Source organism: Bacillus sp. FSL H7-0578 (assembly GCF_038630855.1).
In the GTDB taxonomy this organism is placed as follows: Bacteria; Bacillota; Bacilli; order Bacillales; family Bacillaceae; genus Bacillus; species Bacillus safensis.
The window spans coordinates 2,660,346-2,685,053 of the sequence record NZ_CP152045.1; the positions used below are offsets into that span (position 1 = coordinate 2,660,346).

A 24,708-nucleotide genomic window follows, 5' to 3' on the forward strand; every position below is an offset into this window, starting at 1 on the left:
GAACTTACTTATGAAGAAAAAGCAAAACCATTTTGCTCTTCTCGCACTAGCGATTAGTGCTTTTGCTATAGGAACAACTGAGTTCATTAGTGTCGGTCTTTTGCCAATGATCTCAGAGGACTTTGGAGTGAGCGTCAGTCAGGCAGGCTGGACTGTCTCTTTATATGCACTTGGTGTGACATTTGGCGCGCCTATATTGACTTCCCTTACTTCCACGATGAAAAGAAAGACATTGCTTTTGCTCATTATGCTCGTCTTTTTGATTGGTAATACACTTGCCACCATTGCCCCGACTTTTTCAGTGCTGTTAATCGGCCGGGTGATTTCAGCCTTGTCCCATGGAATCTTCATGTCCATCGGCTCTACGATTGCTGCAAGCCTTGTCGTGAAAGAAAAACGGGCAAGCGCCATTGCCTTTATGTTCACTGGTTTAACAGTAGCGACTGTGACAGGTGTGCCATTCGGGACATTTCTTGGTCATGAGCTCGGCTGGCGGACATCATTTGGTGTGATTGTGATCATTGGTCTGATCGCACTGATATCCAACTATTTTCTTGTGCCGTCTCAATTAAAGCAGGGGGTGAAAACATCTTTTAAAGATCAAGCTGTCCTATTAAAAACAAAGAGAATTTTGCTTTTATTCGTCATTACAGCCACAGGGTATGGAGGAACCTTTGTCGTCTTCACGTATTTATCTCCTCTCTTGCAGCATGTGACAGGTCTTGCGCCTGGGGCTGTGGCCTTAATCCTGCTTTTATACGGAATCACGATCGCAGCCGGAAATGTCATTGGCGGAAAAGCTGCTAATGAACAGCCAATGAAAGCACTGATCTATATGTTTATCATCCAAAGCATTATCTTGTTTATCCTTAGCTTCACTGCTGGATTCACAGTGTTAGGCATTGGAACCGTCATTCTGATGGGACTGTTTGCTTTCATGAATGTACCTGGGCTGCAAGTAGCCGTCGTTGACTTTGCAGAAAGATACACACCCGGAGCGGTCGACGTCGCATCTGCTATGAATATCGCTGCCTTTAATGCCGGTATTGCCATCGGCTCATTTTTAGGAGGCATCGTGACAGATACACTTGGTCTTGTGCATACAGGCTGGGTCGGCGGCATCATGGTCCTCATCGCAGCCATTCTTACGATGATCAGTTATCAAATGGAACAAAAAGAACAAACACAAACCATTTAAAGGAGTTTTTATGATGGAACATTTACAAAGTACAAAAACATTAAACAATGGGGTCCTCATGCCAGGCTTTGGCCTTGGTGTATTCAAGGTGGAAGATGGAGCAGAATTAGTTGATGCTGTCAAAACAGCCATTCAATTAGGCTATCGCAGTATTGATACAGCGGCTATTTATGGAAATGAAGAAGGTGTTGGACGAGGCATACAGCTTGGTTTAGCAGAAACAGGACTGCGCCGCGAGGATATCTTTGTCACATCAAAAGTGTGGAATGCCGATTTAGGATATGAATCTACCCTAAATGCATACGAAGAAAGCTTAAAAAAGCTTCAGCTTGACTACCTTGATCTGTATTTAATCCATTGGCCGGTTGAAGGAAAATACAAAGAAGCTTGGCGTGCACTGGAAACCTTGTATCGTGAAGGAAAGGTCAGAGCCATCGGAGTGAGCAACTTCCAGCCGCATCACCTAGACGAACTATTAAAAGATGCAGACATCAAACCAGCGATCAACCAAGTAGAATTTCATCCAAAACTAACGCAGGAAACACTCTCTACGTATTTGAACTCTCATGGCATTCAAATGGAAGCTTGGTCACCGCTGATGCAGGGTGAACTGCTGCATCACCCGCTGATCACAGAGCTCGCAGACACATACGGTAAAACACCTGCTCAAATTATTTTGCGCTGGGATGTACAAAAAGGTGTCATCACCATCCCAAAATCAACGAAAGCACATCGTTTAAAGGAAAACGCTGATATATTTGATTTTGTCTTATCTGATGAAGATATGAAACGTCTTTCTGACTTAAATGAAAACAAACGTATAGGTCCAGATCCAGATAACTTCGACTTTTAATGAAAACACCCCCGCTTTTTTGCTTTGCGGGGGTGTTCCTATTGGTCATTTTGATTTTTTAAAGGAAGCTTCATATTCTTCTATGATTTTATTCCCACCATTGGATTTCCACTTCTCTACATCCTTCTGAAATTGATCTTCACTGATGTCTCCAAGAATGAACTTATACGTCGCATCATCGATGATTTTCTTCAATTCGTTTCCACGCTCTGATGCTGTTTCTGAATACAGGCTTTCAGCAGGATTGGCAACGATGATGTTTTGATTGTCTTCTTCTAGCTCTTCATATTTAGAACGAACTGCATCCCCTTTATTTTTCAAGTAACGTTTATCAATTCCTACAAGACTGACAAGCGGCTGTACATCTGTCTGCCAGCTTTTCACTTGGCTTTCTTCCCTGACAAATGTATTTCCTTCTTCTTTCTTATAATGCTGGCCATCTATACCGTACGTCATGAGACCATATACATCTTCTTCGGCAATGCGGTCAAAGAAGGCCAAAATCCGCTTTAATTCTGCCTCTGATTTCACGCTTGTTTTAGGGAATGCGAAGATGCCATTATGACCACCTGATGCCCACACACGTTCTTTGCCATCTGGGCCTTTGATTCGGTTGATAATATCTACTTTCATGTTTTTATCTGTCGCATCATCTCTCAGGTTCACGGCATCTACCATATTTCCAACATAGATGCCTGCTTTTCCTTGTGAGAATAATTCCTGCTGCTGTGTTTTGCTTGTCACTGGGAAGTCTTTGTTAATATAGCCATTGTCGCGCAGCTTTTTCATGTATTTCATTGTATTCATGTACTCATCTGTCATAAAGTCTGGCGTGAATTTCCCGTTTTCTTCTTTCCAGTCTGTGGGCATTCCTTCATATGAACCAAGTGTTTTAAATGCGCCATAAATTAAATCGTTCCGATCCGTAAAGCCAATTGTATCCGCTTTTCCATTTTGATTCGGGTCTTTTTCAGTAAAGGCTTTGGCTACTTCATATAGATCATCCAATGTTTTTGGTGTATCCAAATTTAAATTTTCAAGCCAATCCTTTCGAATGACAATCCCTTGTCTTGAAAGTGGTCTCTCTCTATAGATGCCATAAAGCTTCCCGTCTATAGAGGCGTTTTTATTAATCAATTCGTTCATCTTACTTAAATTTGGATAATCCTTTAAATACGGACCGACTTCCCAAAACATGCCTGATCTGAACGCATTAATCGCAGACGAATTTTTAATGTCTTGAATCGTCACAATTTGCGGCAAATTCCCTGCTGCAAGTGCGGAATTTAACCGATCTTCCTTCACAGCATCAGGCACCCATGTAATATCAAGCTCTGTATTTGTGAGCTTCTCAATCTCTTTTAAAACGGAATCCTTCGGCGGCTGCTGATGATATAAAATCGCCATCCATGTCAGCTTTACCTTTTTGTCTAAATCAACCTTCTCATCTGATGAGTTTGCCCCTTTACTTGAACACGCTAACAGAATACCGCTTGCTGCAAATAACAGGACAAACGCAAGCAGCCATAATTTCTTTCTCCCCATAAGATCCCTCCGTTGTTCCATCTTTTTAACCCTTTACAGAACCTAGTAATGCCCCTTTGTTGAAATGCTTTTGAATAAATGGATAGACAAGCAGAACCGGAATGGTTGCCACAACGATCACAGCCATTTTAATCGTCTGGTCTGGCGGTGGTGTGGATGAGCCCATATCCGACATATCTCCCTGCATTCCGCTTGAGACAATGACAATCTGTCTCAGCAGCACCTGAATCGGCCACTTCACTGAATCATTTAAATACAGAATGGCAGTCATATACGTATTCCAATACGTCACGGCATAAAAAAGTGAAATGGTTGCAATGGCTGGCAAAGAAAGTGGCAGCACAATTTTAAAGAAAATCCCTAAATCGTTACAGCCGTCCATCTTCGCTGATTCCTCAAGACTTGCTGGTATGTTTTGAAAAAAGTTTTTCAAAATGATTAAATTGAACGCATTGATTGCAACCGGTAGAATAAGTGACCAATACGTATCAAGCAGACCAAGTGTTTTCACCACAATAAACGTCGGAATCATCCCTCCGCTAAACAGCATCGTGAAAACAACGAGAAACATCAGTGTTCTCCGGCCTTTTAGCTCCTGGCGAGACAGACCGTATGCCATAAGCGAGGACAAAAACATGCTGACAGCTGTTCCAACGAGCGTCACAAGAATGGACACAATGAGGCTGCGATACACAATATCTGTAGAAAAAATATACCGATATGCCTCTAAAGAAAACGTCGTCGGGAACAAGATAAACTTCTTCGTGATGACCTCTTCTACTGTTGCAAAAGAGGCGGCAATGACATGGATGAACGGAAGCACACATATTAATGCGAACATGAGTAGAAAAGAGTAATTAAATAAATTGAACAATCGGCCTTTAATAGAACGATCTATGTTCATCACGCCCTTTCTTTGAAAGCGTTATCATTTCATCTGAAAGTAAGCTGCAGCCTGTGACGATATCGTGATTAAAATGTAACAAACGGGGGAAGAAAGCGTCTATAATCATTTTGACAGACCAACTGGATAGATCATATCAGCCGTGCTTTTATGCTCATGAAACAAAAGAATAAGATCATTAGCTCATGACATGATTATGCCCTATGCTTGATCATCGTCTCCGAGGATCTCCGTCGTATTGACATCTGGTTCATAGCCTAACTCCTGCTTCGTTTTCTCAATAGACCACGGCTTTTCTTCATTCTCTGATACAGCATAATAGGTCCCAAAGGGAATATCTGATTCAATCGCTGCCTTTATCATACCTGCAAGATCCTCGTGTGACAGCAGAGTTCTTTTTGTTCTTTGCTTTTTGTGCAATGCCGTCATCTCATCTGTTACAACTGTTCCAATTCTTAAATTGATGACAGACATTCCCGATTGATCGTGGAACAAACGTCCCAGCTGTTCGGAAGCAAACTTTAATATGCCATAGACATTTTTAGTCGCAGGCACATCGTCAGTTGTAATCTGCCGCCCAAGTAAGGAGCGTCCATCCTCTTCATAACGATCCGTCACATGGTTGCTGCTTGCAAAAATGACTTTTCGAATTCCAAGCCTCGCGGCTGAACGAAACATATAATAAGTACTCCTCCAAAAAATATCAGTCATTTTTGCAAATTCTTCATGATCCATCACATCATGCGTCATGTCCATGTTTAGAAGATGCAAGATGACATCTGTATCCCGCGGAATTGCCTCATATACATTCTGTTCATTCGCTGCATCGGCTAAAATGACTCCTTCTACACAGCTTGTTAGATCAATAATCGTGACGCTGTACTCATCAGAGAGCGCTTTTGTTAAAAGACGTCCAATCACACCGCATCCGCCAATGATGGTGATTTTTTTCATCTGTCTCCTCCTTTCTTTTGACGTAGTATGTCCAAGCATTTCTTGATTACAGCCACTTTTTCAAAAATCGTGTCGCCTCGTGACGCATAGCGGCTGTTTCAAAATGACCTGCATGAAGACGGGTAAGCTGATATCGTTCTTTCAATGAAGCAGCTTCATAGGTTTGACTCAATACCTTTTGAATCCTTCCAACGCCTTCAGCAGGCGTGAGCTGATCAAGTTTTCCAACTAAGCTTAAATGCGGTCTTGGAAAAATCATTTCTTGAATGTCCGCTGCTGTAAAATGCTTCGCCAAGCTCGGTACATAGTAATAAAAGCCATGTCTGTCCAAATTGTTCGTTTCAATTAATGTATGATGGTCCACCTGTGCACAAAGATCAATACACACACTGACCCTCTCATCAAGTGCAGCCGTCCACCAGGAAAGAAGACCGCCCATTGACATCCCAAAGACAGCTAACCTGTCCGCCAGCACATCAGATCGAGACAGCAAATAATCAATCGCACACATACTTTCATACAGCATCATGCCCCACATCACTTTTCCTGTTAAAAGCATTTCCTTAAATATTTCACTTTCTGTTCTTCCTCTTCTCTCACCAAACCCTGCATGATCAATGGCCAGTACACTATATCCTTTAGACGTAAACTCTTTTGCATATGAAGGCGTTTGCAAATAATGAGCACCTTTTAACAGCTCGTCCTTCCCATTCACGTAATTCCCGCCATGTGAATGCTGGAACAGTACAACGGGTCTTTTTTTCACCGTATCCTTCGGTTTCACGAAATAAGCAGGGACTTCCTCTTCACCATTCATGGAGAGAATGAGCGTTTCCACTACATATGATTCACGTTCTTCCATTTTTAACGTATAAGCCTCCACGCGATGACGTTCTGGCATTTCTCCTAACAGACTGAGCAGTTGTTCACGTTTGCTTTCCTTTTCCATTGACGTCACTCCTCATTTTCTTGATCACCTGTTAAAATACGAGACCGATGCGGGAATCACCTTGTTTTCGACAAAATTATGTCCCGGGAAATAAAGAACACCCACCGGTTCATACCGATGGGTGTCATCATTAGTTCGCAACAATATTGACAAGCTTCCCAGGAACTGCAATCACTTTACGAATGGTTTTCCCTTCAAGCTGTTCTTTTACACGTACATCATTTTTCGCGAGCTCTTCTAACTGCTCCCTTGTTGCATCAGCAGGAACGGTTAATTTTGCTTTTACTTTACCGTTAAGCTGTACGACAATTTCTACTTCATCGTCGACAAGTTTTGACTCATCATATTGAGGCCATGCTTCATAAGAAATAGATCCTTCATGACCAAGTTTATTCCAAAGCTCTTCTGCTAAATGCGGTGCAATTGGAGAAAGAAGCTTTACAAAGCCTTCTGCATATTCTTTCGGCAGTGTATCAGCTTTATAGGCATCGTTGATAAACACCATTAATTGTGAAATGCCTGTATTGAAACGCAAGCCTTCATAATGATCCGTTACCTTCATGACTGTTTCATGATAGCTGCGTTCTAATGCGCCGCCAGATTGCTCTGTCACTTTATCACTGAGTGAGCCATCTTCATTTGTAAAGAGACGCCATACACGATCAAGGAAACGACGAGCGCCATCAAGTCCTGTTTCAGACCAAGCAATTGACGCATCTAAAGGTCCCATGAACATTTCATAAAGTCGTAATGTATCCGCACCATGAGATTCTACGATATCATCCGGGTTGACCACATTTCCTTTTGATTTACTCATTTTTTCATTGTTTTCCCCAAGAATCATACCTTGGTTGAACAATTTCATGAAAGGTTCTTTTGTTGGAACAACACCGATATCATACAAGAACTTATGCCAGAAGCGTGCATATAGAAGATGCAGTACAGCGTGTTCTGCTCCGCCGATATACACATCAACTGGAAGCCATTTCTTCAGCTTCTCAGGAGAGGCAAGCTCTTCTGTGTTATGAGGATCAATATAACGTAAGAAATACCAGCAGCTGCCTGCCCATTGCGGCATTGTATTCGTTTCGCGGCGGCCTTTCTTACCTGTAACAGGATCTACAACCTCAACCCAGTCTTTAATATTGGCTAACGGTGATTCACCTGTACCACTTGGCTTAATCTCTGTCGTCTTAGGCAAGATCAGTGGAAGCTCTTCTTCTGAAACAGCTGAAGATGTTCCGTCCTCCCAATGAATGATTGGAATCGGCTCACCCCAGTAGCGCTGACGGCTGAACAGCCAGTCTCTTAAACGATATGTGACTTTCTTTTCACCTTTTTGATGTTCTTCAAGCCATGCAATCGCTTTTTCAATCGCTTCTTCTTTTCCTAAGCCATTTAGGAAATCAGAGTTAATGTGCTTTCCATCACCTGTGTAGGCTTCTTTCTCAATGTCTCCGCCTTCTACAACTTCTTTAATTGGAAGATCAAAGGTTTTGGCGAATTCATAGTCACGTTCATCATGGGCCGGAACCGCCATAATGGCTCCAGTTCCATAAGTCGCCAGCACGTAATCGGCAATCCAGATCGGCATCTTTTCACCATTTAAAGGATTGATGGCATACGCTCCTGTGAAAATACCTGTCTTCGTTTTAGCAAGATCTGTCCGCTCTAAGTCACTCTTTGATTGAATCTCTTTGATATACGCTTCGACAGCTTCTTTTTGAGCATCTGATGTAATTTTTTCAACAAGTGCATGCTCTGGTGCAAGCACTGCATATGTTGCGCCAAATAGTGTATCAGGACGCGTTGTGAAAACCGTAAACTGTTCGTCATGTCCTTCTACTTCAAAATGAACGTGCGCACCTTCAGAGCGTCCGATCCAGTTACGCTGCATATCTTTGATGCTTTCAGGCCAATCAATGTCCTCTAAATCTTCTAACAGCCTGTCCGCATATGCTGTAATCTTTAGCATCCACTGCTTCATAGGACGTCTTTCAACAGGATGCCCTCCGCGTTCACTTTTTCCATCAATGACTTCTTCATTTGCAAGCACTGTGCCAAGCGCTGGGCACCAGTTCACTGGTACTTCATCGATATAGGCCAATCCTTTTTCGTACAATTTTAAGAAAATCCATTGTGTCCATTTGTAGTAATTCGGATCTGTCGTGTTGATTTCTCGATCCCAATCATACGAGAACCCTAGTGATTGAATTTGGCGGCGGAAGTTATTGATGTTCTCTTCTGTAAAAGCCGCCGGATCATTTCCTGTATCAAGTGCATACTGTTCTGCTGGGAGACCAAATGCGTCCCATCCCATTGGATGAAGAACATCATATCCCTGCATGCGTTTCATGCGTGATAAAATATCCGTTGCTGTATAGCCCTCAGGGTGCCCGACATGAAGCCCTGCTCCTGATGGATATGGAAACATATCAAGTGCATAAAACTTCGGTTTATCTTCCGAGTCAGATGTGGCGAATGTTTTATGTGTCAGCCAATAATCCTGCCACTTCTTTTCAATTTCCCGATGCTGAAAACTCAATGTGAAAACCTCCTTTAATATGTACGGCTTTATCTGCTTAGATGGCCACTGCAAGAATTCAGATTTTTCTAAAATCAACAAAAAACCCTCATCCCTGGAAAGGGACGAGAGATTTTTTGGTTCCCGCGGTACCACCCTTGTTAGCGTAACATGCTGTTCGTACGCTCACTTAATATCTTTAACGCAGACATGCGACAGAAGCTTTAACGCAACTGCAACTCTGAGGCGAGTTCAGAAGCAGATTTGATTGACTTTCACCAGCCGTCAATTCTCTAAAGACAAATACTGCTTTCCTACTACTCCTCTTCACTGTTCTTATCGTAACCGTCATCTAAGTAGTATTTTATAGAATTATGATCATAAGTGCAAGCAGGTTTGTATACAATGGGAATGTACCCTAGACTAGGGTAAAGTAGAGGATATTATTCGTGTGGAGATCGGTTATGACGGTTGGAGCCTGCATCCTGTGAACGTTCTTCTCTCACAAAATCGAAGCTTCGCAGAACTGCTTCTCCTCCGTAACCTGAAATAATGGATAAGATGATCAAGTGCAGACTAGATTCGGGATTTGAGGATAAGACAAGCAGTGTAGCGGCAATCATCCCAACGAGCCAATCTTCAATAAACCCTAAGTAAATAAACTTTTTTGTCATTCTGGGCTTCTCTAGCCTGCCTTTTTTCTTTACGTGACCGAGAATGCCCATGACCCCTCCAATGGCGCAAGCAATAATGACTTGTTGCAGCATTTTCATCACCTTCCTAAAGCCCTTAGAATAGTAAAGCGACTTCAGGCTGTCCAGCCCCCTGTAATGCCATTCTGCTGTTCCGTCATAATCCATGTAAAAGGTCTATTCTCTCTAACGAAGAAAAAAAGCTTGTTTCTTCCATTATATGTGAATGACCTAAAAACAATCTTGATGCATTGGAATCATTTTTACCTAATCCATATTAACTATTTTTGTCATTTTATGAATGATGAGTAATTGATTCCTTCTTTTTCTAATGAAAAGTCTCCTTACTTACTCTATTCTAATGGAGGACAAACTATGATGACAAATTTAACAAAGCGTTTGCAATCGTTGAAACAGAACATATGTTATGTTACGTTTAAAAGGATTCATTTGGTTGAAAAGACAACCATTTGATATGTCTTATAGCAGCAAAGGAGGGTAATATGGTCAGCTCGAACATTTTCGGCTTGCAAAAACAGCTTGAACTCATCAAAAAAGCGCTGGATCATGCGCGGATCGGTGTTGTCATTACAGACCCTTCCTTAGAGGATAACCCTATCGTTTATGTGAATCACGGCTTTACACAAATGACTGGATACAAACCAGATGAAATTCTTGGTCGTAATTGTCGATTCCTTCAAGGAAAAGACACGGATCAAAAGCAGCTTGCTTTAATTCGTCATGGAATTCAAAACAAAACACCTATTACCACACAGCTAAAAAATTATAAAAAAGACGGCACTTTTTTTTGGAATGAACTCAATATAGATCCTCTATACATTGAACAAGATGACAAAACATTTTTCATTGGTTTTCAAAAGGATATTACGAAACAGAAAGAATATGAACAGCTCCTAGAAGATTCCTTACAGGAAGTCACCTCTCTTTCGACGCCAATCGTCCCAATCAAAAATGGTGTATCTGCTCTTCCGCTTATCGGGAAATTATCTGAAGAACGCTTTGATGCTATTGTCGCTAAGTTAACCTGTATATTAGATGATTCAAAGGATGATTATTTAATTGTCGACCTTTCTGGTTTAATCGAAGTCGATGATTCCGTTGCAGCACGTATTTTCAAACTGCATCATCTTCTCAATCTTACTGGAACCGAACTGATCATCACTGGGATTAAGCCGCAGCTTGCGCTGAAAATGAAAGACCTCGATACAGATTTCCAGAATACGATCACTTATTTGACTGTAAAAGAAGCCATAAAAGGATTACCATTAGCTGAAAACCCTGTGTAAACAGGGTTTTTTTAATTGAACTGCTCCCCAAAATGGAAAAATGAGGTATGATAGGTGTAAATAGCAATTTAGGGGGGCTGTTAGATATGCTGTTACTCATATTAGGTCTTTTATGTATTTGTTTTGCCATCGGATATGCTGTCAATTTCTTCTTACTCAAACGCAAGAACGAGCTGATTTTTTCAAAGAAACTTTTTTATCCTTTTTTGATCATTGGTCTCTTCTTTTCCATTATGTCATTACCGCTTACTGCTGGAAATGCGCCAAAGGCACAAGCCGACCCATCTTCCGAACAGCTGTTAAAGGATCAAAAGGAACTCTCCTCTGACATTTCGCGCTTAACAGCTGATAAAGAGTCGCTTACCTCCTCTTTAGAAGATGCGGAGAAGGAAAAAGAAAAGCTGGAAAAAAAGCTAGAAACCATCACCTCAGAAAAAGAAACGGTCAAACAGCAAGAAAAGACCATTCAATCGCTTGAACAGAAAATAGACAAGCTCACCTCCAGCAATGAAACACTCAAACAAAAAATCAAGAATAGCAGCAGCGATACGAAGTCTTCCACCGTCCAGCGCTCCGCACCTAAAGATGAAGGAAAAAGCACAGGCGGTCATGAATCACAAAAGGAAACAAAAAAAGAATCGGCTGCCTGTAACATTAAAGGGAGTGTCAACGGTATTTACCACACACCAAGCAGCAGATACTACTCTAGAACAAAGAATATAACCAAAATGTTCTGCTCTGTTGAAGAGGCAGAGCGTGCCGGATACAGGGCACCTAAGCAATAGCGATGTTTAATTAAGATAAAAAAGAACCTCCTGAGCGCCCAATCGGGTTTACAGGAGGTTCTTTTTTAGATTTCTCTTCTTAAAGCTGCTAATACATTCGTTTTTGTTGCCTTACGTGCCGGGTTAAGCCCTGAAATGATCGCTACCCCTGCACTGATCACTGTCGCTGTAATGACAAGGCTGAGTGGAATATAGGAAAAAGTAATCGAGAATTGATCGCTTGATCCTCCCTCAGACATGGACGACAAAATGGCTGGGATGATTAAATTAACGGCGAAACTAATCAAATATGAGATGATAATACCGATGATTGATCCGATTACTCCAATATAAGCACTTTCCATTAGGAACATCCGCTTGATAATGGATGGATTCGCGCCAATGGCTTTCATAATCCCAATCTCTTGTGTTCGCTCTGTTACCGCCATGGTCATCGTATTGAAAATTCCGATGGCAGAAATAATGACAGCAATACATCCGACAAAAATGAGTCCAATTTTGAAGACCGTAAAGAACATATCCATTCCTTCAAGCTGGTTCGTCACAGAGATAACTTGATAGCCCTCATCTGTCAGTTTATTCGTGAGCGTACCGACATTGTCGAATTTATCTGCATAAACAGAGGTCATTTTCTCGACATTTCCTGCTTCAGGAGACAGATCGAGTATTTGACCAAATTCTTTTTCATAAGCATTCGGAATCAGAATTTTATGATCCTCCTGCCACTCCAAATTCGGCTTTTTCAAAACGCCTACTACACGGAAATCAAATGTTTTTTCTTTAACGACTTCACCTTCTTCATTTAGTTTTGGCACTTTGATTTGAATCACTTTATTTAAAATATCCTTCGTGTAGCCTTTTGGCTCCTTCGGTGTTTCTTCCCCATTTGACGTCTGGTTTAATTCTTTTTCATAGGCTTCGCGTTCTTTTTTTGTCCACAGTTGCTGCGCCATATGATACCCAACCACAATTTCGTTCGCTGATGTTGGGACTTTTCCTCGGTCTAGTTCAAGACCTGCTTCTTTTTCTTCTTTCATATCAGTCAAAGCAGCCTGCGTTTCACTTGAACGGTTATCGAGCTCGACGTTAACCGAAGGATTGATTGCCGTTCTTGAGACGACAGATTTCACATGATCATATTTCTTTAAATCATCAATCTTAACGTCTTCTTTTTCTTTTCCTAACACTTTAATTTCTGTGATGATTTGCTGCTTCATAATTTCATCTTGAGCTGATTTTTGCAAACCAAAACCGACAGACGCTAGAACGATTAAGAAAGAGCATGCCATTGTCGTCGCAAGAATGGTCATAAACACACGCAATCTATTTTTCTTCATATTTCTTCTAATGAATTTGACCTGATCTCTAAATTTCAATGGATTGTTCCCCTTTCTTTAATACACCGTCGTGAAGCTGGAACGTTGTGTCTGCGATTGAAGCGACTTCATCGTCATGTGTAATGATGACAAATGTAATTCCTTTTTCGCGATTGAGCTGCTGGATAAAGGCTAAAATTTCTCCTTCAGTTTCTGAATCCAGACTGCCTGTTGGTTCATCTGCTAAAATAATTGATGGATTTAAAATCAAGGCTCTTGCAATACTCACACGCTGCTGCTGTCCGCCTGACAGCTCATTTGGGTAATGTCCTGCGTGATGTTCAAGTCCTACTCGTTTCAGCATTTCTTTTACTTTCGCCTTTCGTTCAGACGGCTTCACCCCTTTTAAAGTGAGCGGAAGTTCAACATTCTCATACGTTGTTAAGCTCCCGATCAACTGAAAGCTTTGAAAGATAAAGCCAAAGTGATCTAAGCGAAAGTCTGCCCATTCTTTTTCATTAAAGCCAGTCACATCGGTACCATCAATGACAATTTTTCCGCTCGTTGGCGTAATATAGCCTGATATTAAGTTCAATAAAGTCGATTTCCCCGAACCACTTCGTCCAACAATACAAGCAATATCGCCTCTTTTGATGGACAGGTCAATCCCTTTCAGCACAGGAATTTCATTTTCCCTGCCCTTTTTACCAATTTTAAATACATGATCTAATGCTTGAATCTGAATCATCTCTACTCCCCTGCTCTCTGTTTATCTTTTTCGATAGATTAAGAAATAACTCGTTAGTGCGCCCACAGCTCCACCGATGAGCATGCCAACGATATAACCAAATATGGAATTATCTGAAGAAAAACCAAACCATCCAAACCCTAGAACACCGAAGACAATGACCATAATCTGAATTGGTCTATCCATACTTGAGTAAAGGAAGAAGCGGCCATTTCTTTCAATTGGATGTTTTATAAAGCTAAACAAACCAATCAGGTAAAATATGACCATCATGACAAGTGGAATGATGAATGCTTCACCATTAAACCAATGCTGATATTCTTGTTGAAAAATGTCATTTGTAATATAAGTAATTGGTGAAATAGGCGATATCAAATAATTGAGGCTCGTATCTATCCACCTCTCACTTGTTCTAAAGATAAAATCTAAATGAACGATCGGAAGTCCAATTAACAAAAATGGTAGAATGGACGTACTGAATCCAACGATTGTTTGGGATATAGCACTTCCTGTTAATGTACCTGCTGCAAAAAATAAACTGTAGATCATCAAAGCTGACAACAGTGCATAAAAATAACGACTGTTGAACTCAGGTGTTTCTATTGGATGAAGGCCTAATTTGAGTAAATAAATGATAAGATATGAGACAACATGAACGCCTGCGATGATGCCAGCACCTAAGAAAAACTTGGTATGAAAGATAGCACTTCTGCTAAATGGCAAGGATAATGTAAAGTCCATCTGTCCTTTATTTCTCTCAAACCCTAGTTGAATCACAGCAAAAAATATTCCCATTATCCATGAAAGTGAGAGAAATGCATCCTTCTTAAACATATAAGTGAATGTTGTTGAATCCATTATACAGTCTGAATTTTTCAAACAATCTTGAAAGGTTGAGTAATCCATTAAGAGGGATAATGGTGTCGCAAACACCGCAACAATCATCACTAAAATGAATGTCAGCTCAGATTGCTTCCACTCCTTATATAATAATTGCCGCTTTACCATCTGCGTTTCCCTCCAAACTTCGCAATGAACACTTCTTCTAAATTCACAGGCAGTTCATGCCATACTTTTGGCTTCAGTGACTTCAAGTACTCTTTAGCTTCTTCGTCGGTTTTTAGAACAAGCGCTGTATAGAAAACGCCCGCTTGATCCAAAATCGCAACGCCATTTTTTCGAATACTTAAGTTCATATCTTCTTCAAAGGCCATTTGGATTTTGACATAGTCATTCTTTAATTCATCTAAATCCATGACACTTGTGAGCTGATTTCCTTCTAAAAATCCAATTCGATTACACATGCGCTCAATGTCCTCTAAGCGGTGAGATGTAATTAAAATCGTTGTTTGTCGTTCTGCCACCTCGTCAATCATCAGCTGAAGAACGTCATTTCTTGTGACCGCATCAATACCATCAGTCGGCTCATCTAATAAAATGACCGCTGGTTTGATGGCAAAGCTTAAAATTAATGACAGCTGTTTCTTTAACCCTGTCGACAACTCACGATACTTCACTTTTTCCGGAATTTCATAGCGGTTCACAAGCTCATTGGCATAGGTCACGTCAAACTTTGGATACATATGCTTTAACAGCTGGACAAGCTGTCCGTAATTGTATCTGTCAAAGTAAGGATTCACGACCGGCATGAATACAATATTTTGCTTTACTAAAGGGTGGTCTTTCACCAGCACATCTTTAAAATAAATCTCTCCTTCATCCGGAAGAAGAATTTGCTGAATCAATCTGAGAAGTGTTGTTTTCCCCGAGCCATTACGGCCAAGCAGACCGAAGATCTCACCTTCGCCTATTTTGAAGGAAACGTCGCTGAGTACTTCGCGTCCATTTAATTTCTTTGATACATTTCTAACCTCAATCAACTTGTTTTCCTCCTTTTAGACTTGAGCCGATCTCTTCCAGCCATTCCTTGAGCTGATGAATATCTATACCAGCATGATGAGCTTCTATGATGAGTTGTCTTAACTGTTCTTTCATCTGGAGCACCTTCCCTTCATTCAGCTTTAACTGAGCACCTTCTGTTACATACGTACCGCGGCCCCGCAGAGTTTCAATAATCCCTTCCCGCTCTAGCTCTTTATACGCTTTACTGACGGTGTTTGGGTTGGCAATGATAATGGTGGCGAGCTCTCTGACAGAGGGCAGTTTGTCACCAGGCTTCATCACGCCTTTTAAACATAAAATTTTGAGCTGCTCAATGATTTGTTCATATATTGGCGCAGCGCTTCTTGGATCTATTTGAATCATGATGACTCCCTCTTTCCTCATTCATGCTTTTGCAGTCCTATCGCTTGTTCATGTCCTTGCATTAAAGGAACTGAATTGGGTATCAAATCTTTTTGAACTTCAAAACCAATGAAAACAAGAACGAAAAAAAATGTACATGCTAACGCAACAGCCAGCACCATCCACTTCAAATTAATTGGGTTTTTTTCTTTTTTCATGGTTGAACACCTTTCTTCACTTTAAGTGTCTATAGTGTATTAGTTGATGTAGTACACTTAATACAATATAGATACCCAGCATAAAAGTCAATAACTTATTAAGAAAATAAAAAACAGACCCTTAAAAGAAGGATCTGTTCATCATTCATTATCGTAAGAAATCCCTAAAATCATTTGATTTTGTAAGCTCTGAATTTGAACACGTGCCCTGTCTAATCGTTCTCTTTGCTGGTCATTGGCGACATCTTTTAATTTTTCTAATTCGTTGACCGTATTCTCAAGCATGAGCTGTGCTTTAGAAAACTCTTCCTCATTATAATGTTCCTGACGTGAGCTCAAATCAAATTGTTCACTTGCAAACTCAAGGGTTTCCGTACTTTTTTGAATAAATTCATCAATCGACTGCCTTGTTGCCATCTTACATTCCCTCCATTTCATCATCGCTCCCGCCTATTTTGCCCATGTAAAGCTTTTTCACTAAAGAAAATGTTGGACAGATTCAATTGTCCTCCTTCGTGATTTTTGTTAAACTTTAAGGATGCCTATTATTATGCAAGGAGGTTACTGACTTGGATCAGCATAACCCTTTTTTATATTCAAACAGCGAAAAACGTTATCACACATGGAACTACCATTTGCGTGAACACTTTGGTCATAAAGTATTTAAAGTAGCCTTAGACGGCGGCTTTGACTGCCCAAACCGTGATGGTACTGTAGCCCACGGCGGCTGTACATTTTGCAGTGCCGCTGGATCTGGTGATTTTGCAGGAAACCGGGCTGATGATCTCATCACTCAATTTAACGAAATAAAAGACCGGATGCATACAAAATGGAAAGACGGAAAATACATGGCGTATTTCCAGGCGTATACAAACACACACGCGCCGCTTCCTGTCCTAAAAGAAAAATATGAAACCGTCATGAATCTGGATGGTGTCGTAGGTCTATCCATTGCAACAAGACCTGACTGTCTGCCGGATGACGTAGTGGAGTATTTAGCCGAATTAAACGAACGCACTTACCTATGGGTAGAGCTTGGTCTTCAAACGGTACACGAACGGACAGCTATGCTCATTAACCGTGCTCATGATTATGAATGCTACGTTGAAGGTGTAGAAAAACTGAGAAAACACGGAATTCGTGTCTGCTCACATATCATCAATGGATTGCCTCTTGAAAACCGAGACATGATGATGGAAACAGCAAAAGCTGTTGCGGATTTAGATGTGCAGGGAATTAAAATTCATTTGCTTCACCTTTTAAAAGGGACTCCAATGGTCAAGCAATATGAAAAAGGAAAGCTTGAGTTTTTAAGCCAGGAGGAATATGTTCAGCTTGTTTGTGATCAGCTGGAGATTCTGCCGCCAGAAATGATTATTCACCGTATTACAGGGGACGGCCCAATTGAATTAATGGTTGGTCCAATGTGGAGTGTTAACAAGTGGGAAGTGCTCAATGCCATTAATGCTGAGCTCGAAAGACGTAACAGCTACCAAGGGAAACGTTTCGTCAGATTGGAAGAAGCAGCTAAATGATTTTGAAACGCATGCTTCCTTTTAGTAAAGAGCTGTTAGAACGCGCTTGTCAAAAAGGCGACATCGTCATAGATGCAACAATGGGAAACGGCCATGATACACTCTATTTAGCGGACCTTGTAGGAACTGAAGGACAAGTGTTTGCATTCGACGTGCAAGAGGAAGCCTTGCAGCAGACAAGCAAAAGGCTTGGCGGTCAATATCCTTACGTTCACCTGATCCATGATGGACATGAAAAACTGGCGGATCATCTTCCGAAGGATGTTTATGGACATATATCTGGTGCAGTGTTTAACCTTGGGTATCTGCCAGGAGGCGATAAAGCCGTCACCACTCAGGCTCCTACAACCATTGAAGCCATCAAGCAGCTCCTCGAATGGCTCAAACCCGGAGGACTGATCGTCCTTGTGATCTACCATGGACATCCCGAAGGTAAAAGAGAAAAAGAAGTGCTTCTCGACTATTGCAGATCACTCCCTCATGAAGAGGTACAAGTTTTATCATATCAATACATGAATATTCAAAACGACCCGCCTTTTGTGGTCGCCATTGAAAAAAAGCTAAAATGATGTGCATTTTAGCTTTTTTCTTCTTTTCAGCGTGATAGAAAACCTTTGCAGTCTAGGAACGGGCGAGCACCGGAACGGAGCGAATTTGACATTCGTGAGTACCGGCGCGCAGACATGACACCGAATGCGAGGGTTTGTCTACACGCTGAAGCTCAAATCCTAATGGATTTGAGCTTTTTTATGATGATTTCATCCAAGGCATTTTCTGATAGGTCCGATAGGCTCTTCCGTTAATATAGAAAAAGAACGATGTTTTCCCGCTTGATTTGATCAGCCTTTTTGCCAGCTTGTTCATCTCTTTTTGGGCTGTCACTTTTTCATCGGACAAATAGACCGCCAGTAATCCTCTGTTAATTAATTTGTGAAAGTTTTCATGCGGAATACCTTTCAGCTGCTCATCCGCTTTTTCGATAAAATGCTGAAGTCTATCCATCATCTCATGATGAGAATCGTAGTATGAGCAAAAGTTCAGATCTCCCCCAAGCCTGTCCTCTTCTTGGTCTATTAAATAATCGAGTAAAATGTGCAGACCTTGAATATAAGGGAAATAGCTTTCGTAAATTTGCTTCGCCTGCTTTTCTGTAAAATCAGGCTGCAGCGCATACGCCACAAGACAGAATATCCCTAACGTTGATCCCGCACAAGCTGAAAACTCATACCATTCCATCTTCGGCAAATCTTTTTCATACTGGCGGAACCATGACTCTAGCCGTGGTACACGCTCATGGGGAACAACGTGCTTATGTACTTGCAGGTCACTATAGTAATCACACAGCGTGTGTAAATATGGCTGAATGATCGGATAATGTCGAACACGCGTAAGCACATCTTGGCATGTGCGGACAAGCGCATGTAAATATCCATGATCCTCTTGATCATCACGGAATTGATAGTATGGCTTGAGCTCAGCATGAATATCAAGCGCATCTCTCATCGCTTGATGCAGCATATGGAAATCCTTTGGATCAAGCGACGTGCTGCGGTCACAAAGGTTATCTAAGTAATCACTAATGGTTTGATACGCCACAATGAATTCAATACATGTTTCTTTCTCTTCACCTGCCAGAAGAGATAAAATACCTCCGCCTTCACAGTGAAACGTTTTACTCGATATGCTCGCTAGTGCCTGCGTTCTCAGTTCTTCATTTTCAATCATTTCGGCATGAGCCCGCCACTTTTTCAGCTCCTGATGAACAAGCGGAAAAATATCTTTATACACCTTTGTCATCAGTGCAAAAGGACGCTCTGGTACTGACAAATCACTCCACCCCCAACTTAAAGCTCACAATCAAATATATTGATCTGTAAAGGCTCTTGCCGCCTTAAACACATCTTCTCTTTCTGGTTCATTAAAAATTTCGTGATACAGCTCTTCCCATTCACGGTATGATTTATTGGTTGATTCTATGCCATTGAACCATTTAATCACCCTTGTTTTATCGACGATCTTATCATCGCCCGCCTGCATTAAAAGGAGAGGGATCGATTTAAAGACATTCGTCGGCTGCATCGCCGCATCGATATTTTTGATCAGCTCTCGATACCAGCGAACCGACACCTTTGTCACGTAAAGAGAATCATTTGAGTCTGCCTCAATGACCGCCTGATTTCGTGTGGCTAGTTCAATCGACAGCCCTGACTCCACTTTAAAAGACGGTGCCAGCACATTTAGACCTTTTGACGCAAAATCCATCAGCTTCTTCGGTTTAAATTGCAGACCTAAACAAGGTGATGATAAAATAAGGCCATTCAACTTCGTATGGGTATACTGCTTCATCCACTCAATTGAAATGAGTCCACCCATACTGTGTCCAAGTAAAAAAGTAGGAAGCCTGAATGATTTCGCATGCTCGATCCATTCATCGACTGTATCAATGTATTCTTGAAACGAACGAATGTGGCCTCGCGCACGTGTCGATGTGCCTTGCCCAGGCAAATCACCCATAACGACGTGATAGCCTGCATTCCGCCACATTTCAATCAGCCATTTATATCGGCCGTGATATTCACTCGCACCATGTACAATGACAATTGTACCAACTGGTCTTTCAGCATGCCAAGTCCACAAAGTAAACACCTCACAAATGTTGTATTAAGAAAGGAAGTCGAAAAAGTGATTTATCCATATCATCAGTTTACACCTGAGATTCATGAATCGGTCTTTATCGCAGATAACGCCACCATTACCGGTGATGTCACAATTGGAGAATATTCGAGCGTTTGGTTCCAAACCGTGATCAGAGGCGATGTTGCACCTGTGAGAATTGGAAAGAACGTCAACATTCAAGATTTATCGTGCCTGCATCAAAGTCCTGGAAAAACACTTCTTATTGAAGATGGTGCTACCATTGGACACCAAGTCACATTACATAGCTCAATCATTCGAAAAAATGCCCTCATTGGCATGGGGTCTATCATTCTCGATGGTGCGGAGATTGGCGAAGGCGCCTTTATCGGTGCAGGAAGTCTTGTCCCTCAAGGAAAGGTCATCCCAAAAGGATCACTCGCTTTTGGCCGTCCAGCCAAAGTCGTTCGGCTGTTAACAGATGAAGATATCCAAGACATGGACCGAATCCGCAGAGAATATGTAGAAAAAGGACAATACTATCGTTCCCTTTTATCTCGTTAACATCATACGTGTATCTTCACTTTATCATGTTTTTTTCAGGATATTAAGCAATAACTATGAACCGCTTGTTATTTTACCCTTTTTCGCCACTTTCTATCATGACAAAAAAGGTTTTCAGCACAAAGCTGAAAACCTTTTTTCATTAACTGAAGATGACTTCTTTCGGTTGATGATTCAATTGCTCTGGATCAATACTGCGCTCGACATAAATGCTGTGCCAAATCATAAAAATCAGGACGGTCCAAATCTTACGGCTATGATCTGCTTTACCAGCACAATGTTCATTTAATAAATCAAGCACATACGCTTTGTTAATATATTCGTCAGTTTGACTGTTTTTAATGATGTCTTTCGCCCAAGCGTTCATCTCATTTTTCAGCCAATGACGAATTGGAACAGGGAAGCCCAGCTTCTTGCGGTTTAACACATGGTCAGGCACAATGCCTTCTGCTGCTTTACGCAATAAATATTTCGTTGTGCCATCTTTTGTTTTCAGCTCTTCTGGAATTTTAGAAGCCGCTTCAAATACGACCTTATCAAGGAAAGGAACACGAAGCTCAAGAGAATTCGCCATTGTCATCTTATCTGCTTTCAGTAAGATGTCCCCGCGCATCCACGTATGAATATCAACATATTGCATTTTGTTAATATCACTGTAGCCTGCACTTTCCTCGAAGTATGTCTTCGTCACATCACGATACGTAATGTTCGGATCATACTGCTTTAAGAGGTTTTTCTTTACTGGCTCTTCAAAGATTTTCGCATTACCGATATAACGCTCCTCTAATGGTGTACAGCCGCGGACGATAAAGCTTTTTCCTTTCATTCCTTCTGGCATTAAGCGCGCCAGACGAAGAAGAAGCTTTTTCAGCATAGATGGAACAGATTCAAATGGCTTAAGAGAAAGCGGCTCACGGTAAATATTATATCCACCGAACAGCTCGTCTGCTCCCTCACCAGAAAGAACGACCGTCACTTGTTTCTTCGCTTCCTTTGCCACGAAGTACAATGGAATCGCCGCCGGATCAGCTAAAGGATCATCTAAATGCCAAACAATTTTCGGAAGCTCATTCATATATTCCTCAGGAGAAATCACCGCGCTGAAGTTTTGTAAGCCCAGCTTATCAGCCGTTTCCTTCGCTACATCAACTTCACTAAAGCCATCCTGCTGGAAACCAACAGAAAACGTCTTCAGCTCAGGATGAAATTCCTTTGCAACAGATACGATGAAAGAAGAATCGATACCACCTGATAGGAATGAACCAACAGGAACATCACTTCTCATATGAACTTTCACAGAATCATAGATTGCATCGCGGACTTCTTCAATTAGCTTTTGTTCTTGTGTTTGCTCAGGCTTGAATTGAACTTTCCAGTAAGTCTTAAATTCAATCTCCTGTCCTGGGCGTAAAGTAAACTGATGACCTGGCTCTACTTTGTGCACCTTTTGATCAAGTGTATTTGGCTCAGGTACGAACTGGAATGACATGTATTGCTGCAAAGCAGTCTCATCAAATAAAATGTTCTCGTTCACTGCCATCAAGCTTTTGCGTTCAGATGCAAAGTACACTTGCTCATCCATTTGTGTAAAATAAAGCGGTTTGATGCCGAAAGGATCTCTTGCGCCATATAATAATTGCGCTTCTTTATCCCAAATTAAAAATGCAAACATGCCGCGAAGCTTAGAAGCCGCTTCTTCTTTATAATGACGGTATGTAGCAAGAAGTACTTCCGTATCAGAATCTGTGCTGAACGTATAGCCTTTTTTCACAAGCTCTTCCTTCAGCTCCACATAGTTATAAATTTCTCCGTTGAAAATAATCCAATACTTTTCATCTTCATAAGAAAGCGGCTGCTTTCCGTGCTCAACATCTATAATACTTAAACGTCTAAATCCAAATCCTACATGCTCATCATGAAAGTAACCCTCATCATCCGGACCACGATGAACGATGAGACGATTCATTTGTTTAATTAGCTCTTCCTGTTCAGTAGTTTCGGACAATGGACGGTGATTAAATACACCAACAAACCCACACATATTATTGCCTCCACGTTATGTTATTTCTTAAAAGTAGACCTATAATTAGACAGTATTTTGTCCGATTTTGTTTCACATTTTTTCGCTTTTTGAAGATTTTTTTTTTAATCAAAAGGAAAACCGCTTAAAATAAGCGGTTTTTTATGTTGTTATTGTCCCAATGCTTCTTTGCGAAGTGTATCGGCTTTATCCGTTTTTTCCCACGGAAGATCTAAGTCGTGACGGCCGAAATGTCCGTATGCAGCTGTTTGTTTGTAGATCGGACGGCGCAGGTCTAGCATTTTAATAATGCCAGCTGGACGAAGATCAAAGTTTGCACGAACCACTTCAATTAATTTTTCTTCTGAAGCTTTTCCTGTCCCGAATGTATCAATTGAAATCGATACAGGCTGTGCAACCCCAATTGCATAAGCAAGCTGTACTTCACAAGAATCTGCAAGGCCGGCAGCTACGATATTTTTCGCTACGTAACGAGCAGCGTATGCCGCAGAACGGTCAACCTTCGTTGCATCCTTACCTGAGAAAGCACCGCCTCCATGACGAGCGTATCCGCCATACGTATCAACGATGATTTTACGTCCAGTTAAACCAGCATCCCCTTGAGGTCCACCGATCACGAAACGGCCAGTTGGGTTAATGAAGTATTTTGTCTGTTCATCAATCAGTTCACTTGGAACGACAGGACTGATGACATGCTCTTTTAAGTCACTTTGAATTTGTTCAAGCGTCACTTCTGGTGCATGCTGCGTAGAAATAACCACTGTGTCAATACGAACTGGTTTGTTTTGCTCATCATATTCAACTGTGACTTGTGTTTTTCCGTCTGGACGAAGGTATGCAAGTGTTTCATCCTTACGTACTTCTGTTAAACGGCGAGATAATTTATGCGCTAGTGAAATCGGCAGCGGCATGAGCTCTTCGGTTTCGTTGTTGGCAAAACCAAACATCAATCCTTGGTCACCTGCACCAATCGCATCAATTTCTTCTTCCGTCATTGTTCCTTCACGTGCTTCAAGTGCTTTGTCTACACCTTGCGCAATATCAGCAGACTGTTCATCAATTGATGTAAGTACAGCACATGTTTCCGCATCAAAACCATATTTCGCACGTGTGTAGCCAATTTCCTTAATTGTGTCACGCACCGTCTTTGGAATATCGACATAAGTAGACGTTGTAATTTCACCGCTTACTAATACGAGACCGGTTGTAACAGAAGTTTCACAGGCAACACGTGCATTTGGATCTTTCTTTAAAATTTCATCCAAAATGCTGTCTGAAATTTGATCACAGATTTTATCCGGATGTCCTTCTGTCACTGATTCTGAAGTAAATAAACGACGATTTTGACTCATAATGGCTATTTCCTCCTGTACAAGACCACATCATCCCAAGATGAGGCCTCCAATATGATACGGAACTCGTTCCCTCTTATATTTGAAAACGTTTATATTAGAGATGTTATTGGCAATTTGTTCATATGATATCCCAAAAATAAAAAAACCATTTCCTTCATTGCGAGGAAAGGGTCTGAGATCGCATGCCTTTCACTCTTATCGCTCAAGGTGTTCTTGTACCTTGCATCATGTTAGCACCTTGGTTTCTCAGCATTTTCATGCCTTTTAAATAAGAAACCGGTTGCTGGGCTTCATCGGGCCTGTCCCTCCACCAACTCGGGATAAGAGTATCCGTTCAATAAG

The 24,708-nt window shown here is 41.3% G+C and carries 24 protein-coding genes, 1 riboswitch and 1 other annotated feature; of the genes, 7 read left to right on the forward strand and 17 right to left on the reverse strand.

All coding sequences use genetic code 11. From position 1 onward, the window contains the following. Nucleotides 1-10 precede the first annotated feature (10 nt). Nucleotides 11-1,198 carry an MFS transporter gene (locus MHB41_RS13615; protein ID WP_046312130.1) on the forward strand — a complete coding sequence of 396 codons (1,188 nt, stop codon included), beginning with the start codon at nt 11-13 and terminating at the stop codon, nt 1,196-1,198. A gap of 10 nt (nt 1,199-1,208) precedes the next feature. Then, entirely contained in the window at nt 1,209-2,051 is an 843-nt protein-coding gene (locus MHB41_RS13620; RefSeq protein WP_034279459.1) for an aldo/keto reductase, read from the forward strand. A 45-nt stretch (nt 2,052-2,096) separates the two neighbouring features. Here the strand turns inward: MHB41_RS13620 and MHB41_RS13625 are convergent, their stop codons facing one another. The 6 genes from MHB41_RS13625 to MHB41_RS13650 all read right to left on the reverse strand — a co-directional run bounded on the left by MHB41_RS13625 (nt 2,097) and on the right by MHB41_RS13650 (nt 9,700). Then, nucleotides 2,097-3,596 carry an extracellular solute-binding protein gene (locus MHB41_RS13625; RefSeq protein WP_267542793.1) on the reverse strand — a complete coding sequence of 500 codons (1,500 nt, stop codon included), beginning with the start codon at nt 3,594-3,596 and terminating at the stop codon, nt 2,097-2,099. A 25-nt stretch (nt 3,597-3,621) separates the two neighbouring features. Beyond that, complete coding sequence (locus MHB41_RS13630; protein ID WP_087976618.1) at nt 3,622-4,482, reverse strand: carbohydrate ABC transporter permease; 861 nt, start codon at nt 4,480-4,482, stop codon at nt 3,622-3,624. Between the two features lie 219 nt (nt 4,483-4,701). Beyond that, entirely contained in the window at nt 4,702-5,454 is a 753-nt protein-coding gene (locus MHB41_RS13635) for an NAD(P)-dependent oxidoreductase (RefSeq protein ID WP_046312135.1), read from the reverse strand. A 46-nt stretch (nt 5,455-5,500) separates the two neighbouring features. Further along, complete coding sequence (locus MHB41_RS13640) at nt 5,501-6,403, reverse strand: dienelactone hydrolase family protein (RefSeq protein ID WP_046312137.1); 903 nt, start codon at nt 6,401-6,403, stop codon at nt 5,501-5,503. Nucleotides 6,404-6,533: 130 nt separating this feature from the next. Beyond that, nucleotides 6,534-8,948, reverse strand: coding sequence for a leucine--tRNA ligase (leuS, locus tag MHB41_RS13645; RefSeq protein WP_046312139.1), 2,415 nt, complete (start codon nt 8,946-8,948; stop codon nt 6,534-6,536). Nucleotides 8,949-9,045: 97 nt separating this feature from the next. Then, nucleotides 9,046-9,267 (reverse strand) — a binding site (T-box leader). A gap of 103 nt (nt 9,268-9,370) precedes the next feature. Next, the gene (locus tag MHB41_RS13650; RefSeq protein WP_008343006.1) at nt 9,371-9,700 is read right to left on the reverse strand and encodes a DUF4257 domain-containing protein; all 330 of its coding nucleotides are present in this window, start codon (nt 9,698-9,700) and stop codon (nt 9,371-9,373) included. A gap of 422 nt (nt 9,701-10,122) precedes the next feature. On the opposite strand from MHB41_RS13650, the gene MHB41_RS13655 reads away from it, so the two are divergent. Continuing rightward, nucleotides 10,123-10,926, forward strand: a complete 804-nt coding sequence (locus MHB41_RS13655; protein WP_024426208.1) for an STAS domain-containing protein — start codon at nt 10,123-10,125, stop codon at nt 10,924-10,926. An 86-nt stretch (nt 10,927-11,012) separates the two neighbouring features. Beyond that, nucleotides 11,013-11,711, forward strand: a complete 699-nt coding sequence (locus MHB41_RS13660; protein ID WP_251231936.1) for a med21 domain-containing protein — start codon at nt 11,013-11,015, stop codon at nt 11,709-11,711. Between the two features lie 65 nt (nt 11,712-11,776). On the opposite strand, the gene MHB41_RS13665 is transcribed toward MHB41_RS13660, so the two are convergent. The 7 genes from MHB41_RS13665 to MHB41_RS13695 all read right to left on the reverse strand — a co-directional run bounded on the left by MHB41_RS13665 (nt 11,777) and on the right by MHB41_RS13695 (nt 16,654). Further along, a complete protein-coding gene (locus MHB41_RS13665) occupies nt 11,777-13,087 on the reverse strand; it encodes an ABC transporter permease (RefSeq protein ID WP_251231935.1) in 1,311 nt (436 codons plus the stop codon). Next, nucleotides 13,077-13,775, reverse strand: a complete 699-nt coding sequence (locus tag MHB41_RS13670; RefSeq protein WP_024424897.1) for an ABC transporter ATP-binding protein — start codon at nt 13,773-13,775, stop codon at nt 13,077-13,079. Before MHB41_RS13670 ends, MHB41_RS13665 begins: the two co-directional genes overlap by 11 nt. A gap of 21 nt (nt 13,776-13,796) precedes the next feature. Next, nucleotides 13,797-14,783 (reverse strand): ABC transporter permease subunit, encoded by a 987-nt coding sequence (locus MHB41_RS13675; RefSeq protein ID WP_176966860.1) that lies wholly within the window; start codon nt 14,781-14,783, stop codon nt 13,797-13,799. Next, nucleotides 14,777-15,655 carry an ABC transporter ATP-binding protein gene (locus MHB41_RS13680; protein ID WP_280806370.1) on the reverse strand — a complete coding sequence of 293 codons (879 nt, stop codon included), beginning with the start codon at nt 15,653-15,655 and terminating at the stop codon, nt 14,777-14,779. The genes MHB41_RS13675 and MHB41_RS13680 overlap by 7 nt, the downstream gene beginning before the upstream one ends. Continuing rightward, the gene (locus MHB41_RS13685) at nt 15,648-16,040 is read right to left on the reverse strand and encodes a GntR family transcriptional regulator (RefSeq protein WP_024426212.1); all 393 of its coding nucleotides are present in this window, start codon (nt 16,038-16,040) and stop codon (nt 15,648-15,650) included. Before MHB41_RS13685 ends, MHB41_RS13680 begins: the two co-directional genes overlap by 8 nt. A gap of 17 nt (nt 16,041-16,057) precedes the next feature. After that, nucleotides 16,058-16,237 (reverse strand): hypothetical protein, encoded by a 180-nt coding sequence (locus MHB41_RS13690; protein ID WP_024426213.1) that lies wholly within the window; start codon nt 16,235-16,237, stop codon nt 16,058-16,060. 141 nt (nt 16,238-16,378) lie between these two features. Beyond that, nucleotides 16,379-16,654, reverse strand: a complete 276-nt coding sequence (locus MHB41_RS13695; protein ID WP_024426214.1) for a YtzC family protein — start codon at nt 16,652-16,654, stop codon at nt 16,379-16,381. A 152-nt stretch (nt 16,655-16,806) separates the two neighbouring features. Here MHB41_RS13695 and MHB41_RS13700 point away from each other — a divergent pair, with 152 nt between their 5' ends. Both MHB41_RS13700 and MHB41_RS13705 read left to right on the forward strand, forming a co-directional pair. Next, nucleotides 16,807-17,772 carry a TIGR01212 family radical SAM protein gene (locus MHB41_RS13700; protein ID WP_017358356.1) on the forward strand — a complete coding sequence of 322 codons (966 nt, stop codon included), beginning with the start codon at nt 16,807-16,809 and terminating at the stop codon, nt 17,770-17,772. Then, entirely contained in the window at nt 17,769-18,341 is a 573-nt protein-coding gene (locus MHB41_RS13705) for a class I SAM-dependent methyltransferase (protein ID WP_101676743.1), read from the forward strand. Before MHB41_RS13700 ends, MHB41_RS13705 begins: the two co-directional genes overlap by 4 nt. A 178-nt stretch (nt 18,342-18,519) precedes the next feature. Here MHB41_RS13705 and MHB41_RS13710 read toward each other — a convergent pair whose 3' ends face one another. Together MHB41_RS13710 and MHB41_RS13715 are read right to left on the reverse strand one after the other, a co-directional pair. Then, a complete protein-coding gene (locus MHB41_RS13710; RefSeq protein WP_024424905.1) occupies nt 18,520-19,599 on the reverse strand; it encodes a tetraprenyl-beta-curcumene synthase family protein in 1,080 nt (359 codons plus the stop codon). A gap of 30 nt (nt 19,600-19,629) precedes the next feature. Further along, nucleotides 19,630-20,409 carry an alpha/beta hydrolase gene (locus tag MHB41_RS13715; RefSeq protein ID WP_024424906.1) on the reverse strand — a complete coding sequence of 260 codons (780 nt, stop codon included), beginning with the start codon at nt 20,407-20,409 and terminating at the stop codon, nt 19,630-19,632. 45 nt (nt 20,410-20,454) lie between these two features. On the opposite strand from MHB41_RS13715, the gene MHB41_RS13720 reads away from it, so the two are divergent. After that, complete coding sequence (locus MHB41_RS13720; RefSeq protein WP_101676742.1) at nt 20,455-20,970, forward strand: gamma carbonic anhydrase family protein; 516 nt, start codon at nt 20,455-20,457, stop codon at nt 20,968-20,970. A gap of 142 nt (nt 20,971-21,112) precedes the next feature. Here the strand turns inward: MHB41_RS13720 and asnB are convergent, their stop codons facing one another. Continuing rightward, nucleotides 21,113-23,011, reverse strand: a complete 1,899-nt coding sequence (asnB, locus tag MHB41_RS13725) for an asparagine synthase (glutamine-hydrolyzing) (protein ID WP_046312154.1) — start codon at nt 23,009-23,011, stop codon at nt 21,113-21,115. Nucleotides 23,012-23,160: 149 nt separating this feature from the next. Further along, nucleotides 23,161-24,363, reverse strand: a complete 1,203-nt coding sequence (gene metK / locus MHB41_RS13730) for a methionine adenosyltransferase (protein ID WP_034279424.1) — start codon at nt 24,361-24,363, stop codon at nt 23,161-23,163. Between the two features lie 195 nt (nt 24,364-24,558). Next, nucleotides 24,559-24,693, reverse strand: a riboswitch (SAM riboswitch). Nucleotides 24,694-24,708: the final 15 nt, after the last annotated feature.

What these genes read in the sequence shown, in the direction of transcription:
- MHB41_RS13705 (WP_101676743.1), top strand. Translation starts at nt 17,769, where the DNA reads ATGATTTTGAAACGCATGCTTCCTTTTAGTAAAGAGCTGTTAGAACGC.
- asnB (WP_046312154.1), bottom strand. Translation starts at nt 23,011, where the DNA reads ATGTGTGGGTTTGTTGGTGTATTTAATCACCGTCCATTGTCCGAAACT.
- MHB41_RS13625 (WP_267542793.1), bottom strand. Translation starts at nt 3,596, where the DNA reads ATGGGGAGAAAGAAATTATGGCTGCTTGCGTTTGTCCTGTTATTTGCA.
- MHB41_RS13660 (WP_251231936.1), top strand. Translation starts at nt 11,013, where the DNA reads ATGCTGTTACTCATATTAGGTCTTTTATGTATTTGTTTTGCCATCGGA.
- MHB41_RS13655 (WP_024426208.1), top strand. Translation starts at nt 10,123, where the DNA reads ATGGTCAGCTCGAACATTTTCGGCTTGCAAAAACAGCTTGAACTCATC.
- MHB41_RS13675 (WP_176966860.1), bottom strand. Translation starts at nt 14,783, where the DNA reads ATGGTAAAGCGGCAATTATTATATAAGGAGTGGAAGCAATCTGAGCTG.
- metK (WP_034279424.1), bottom strand. Translation starts at nt 24,363, where the DNA reads ATGAGTCAAAATCGTCGTTTATTTACTTCAGAATCAGTGACAGAAGGA.
- MHB41_RS13615 (WP_046312130.1), top strand. Translation starts at nt 11, where the DNA reads ATGAAGAAAAAGCAAAACCATTTTGCTCTTCTCGCACTAGCGATTAGT.
- MHB41_RS13640 (WP_046312137.1), bottom strand. Translation starts at nt 6,403, where the DNA reads ATGGAAAAGGAAAGCAAACGTGAACAACTGCTCAGTCTGTTAGGAGAA.
- MHB41_RS13690 (WP_024426213.1), bottom strand. Translation starts at nt 16,237, where the DNA reads ATGAAAAAAGAAAAAAACCCAATTAATTTGAAGTGGATGGTGCTGGCT.
- MHB41_RS13620 (WP_034279459.1), top strand. Translation starts at nt 1,209, where the DNA reads ATGATGGAACATTTACAAAGTACAAAAACATTAAACAATGGGGTCCTC.
- MHB41_RS13695 (WP_024426214.1), bottom strand. Translation starts at nt 16,654, where the DNA reads ATGGCAACAAGGCAGTCGATTGATGAATTTATTCAAAAAAGTACGGAA.
- MHB41_RS13670 (WP_024424897.1), bottom strand. Translation starts at nt 13,775, where the DNA reads ATGATTCAGATTCAAGCATTAGATCATGTATTTAAAATTGGTAAAAAG.
- MHB41_RS13650 (WP_008343006.1), bottom strand. Translation starts at nt 9,700, where the DNA reads ATGAAAATGCTGCAACAAGTCATTATTGCTTGCGCCATTGGAGGGGTC.
- MHB41_RS13635 (WP_046312135.1), bottom strand. Translation starts at nt 5,454, where the DNA reads ATGAAAAAAATCACCATCATTGGCGGATGCGGTGTGATTGGACGTCTT.
- MHB41_RS13685 (WP_024426212.1), bottom strand. Translation starts at nt 16,040, where the DNA reads ATGATTCAAATAGATCCAAGAAGCGCTGCGCCAATATATGAACAAATC.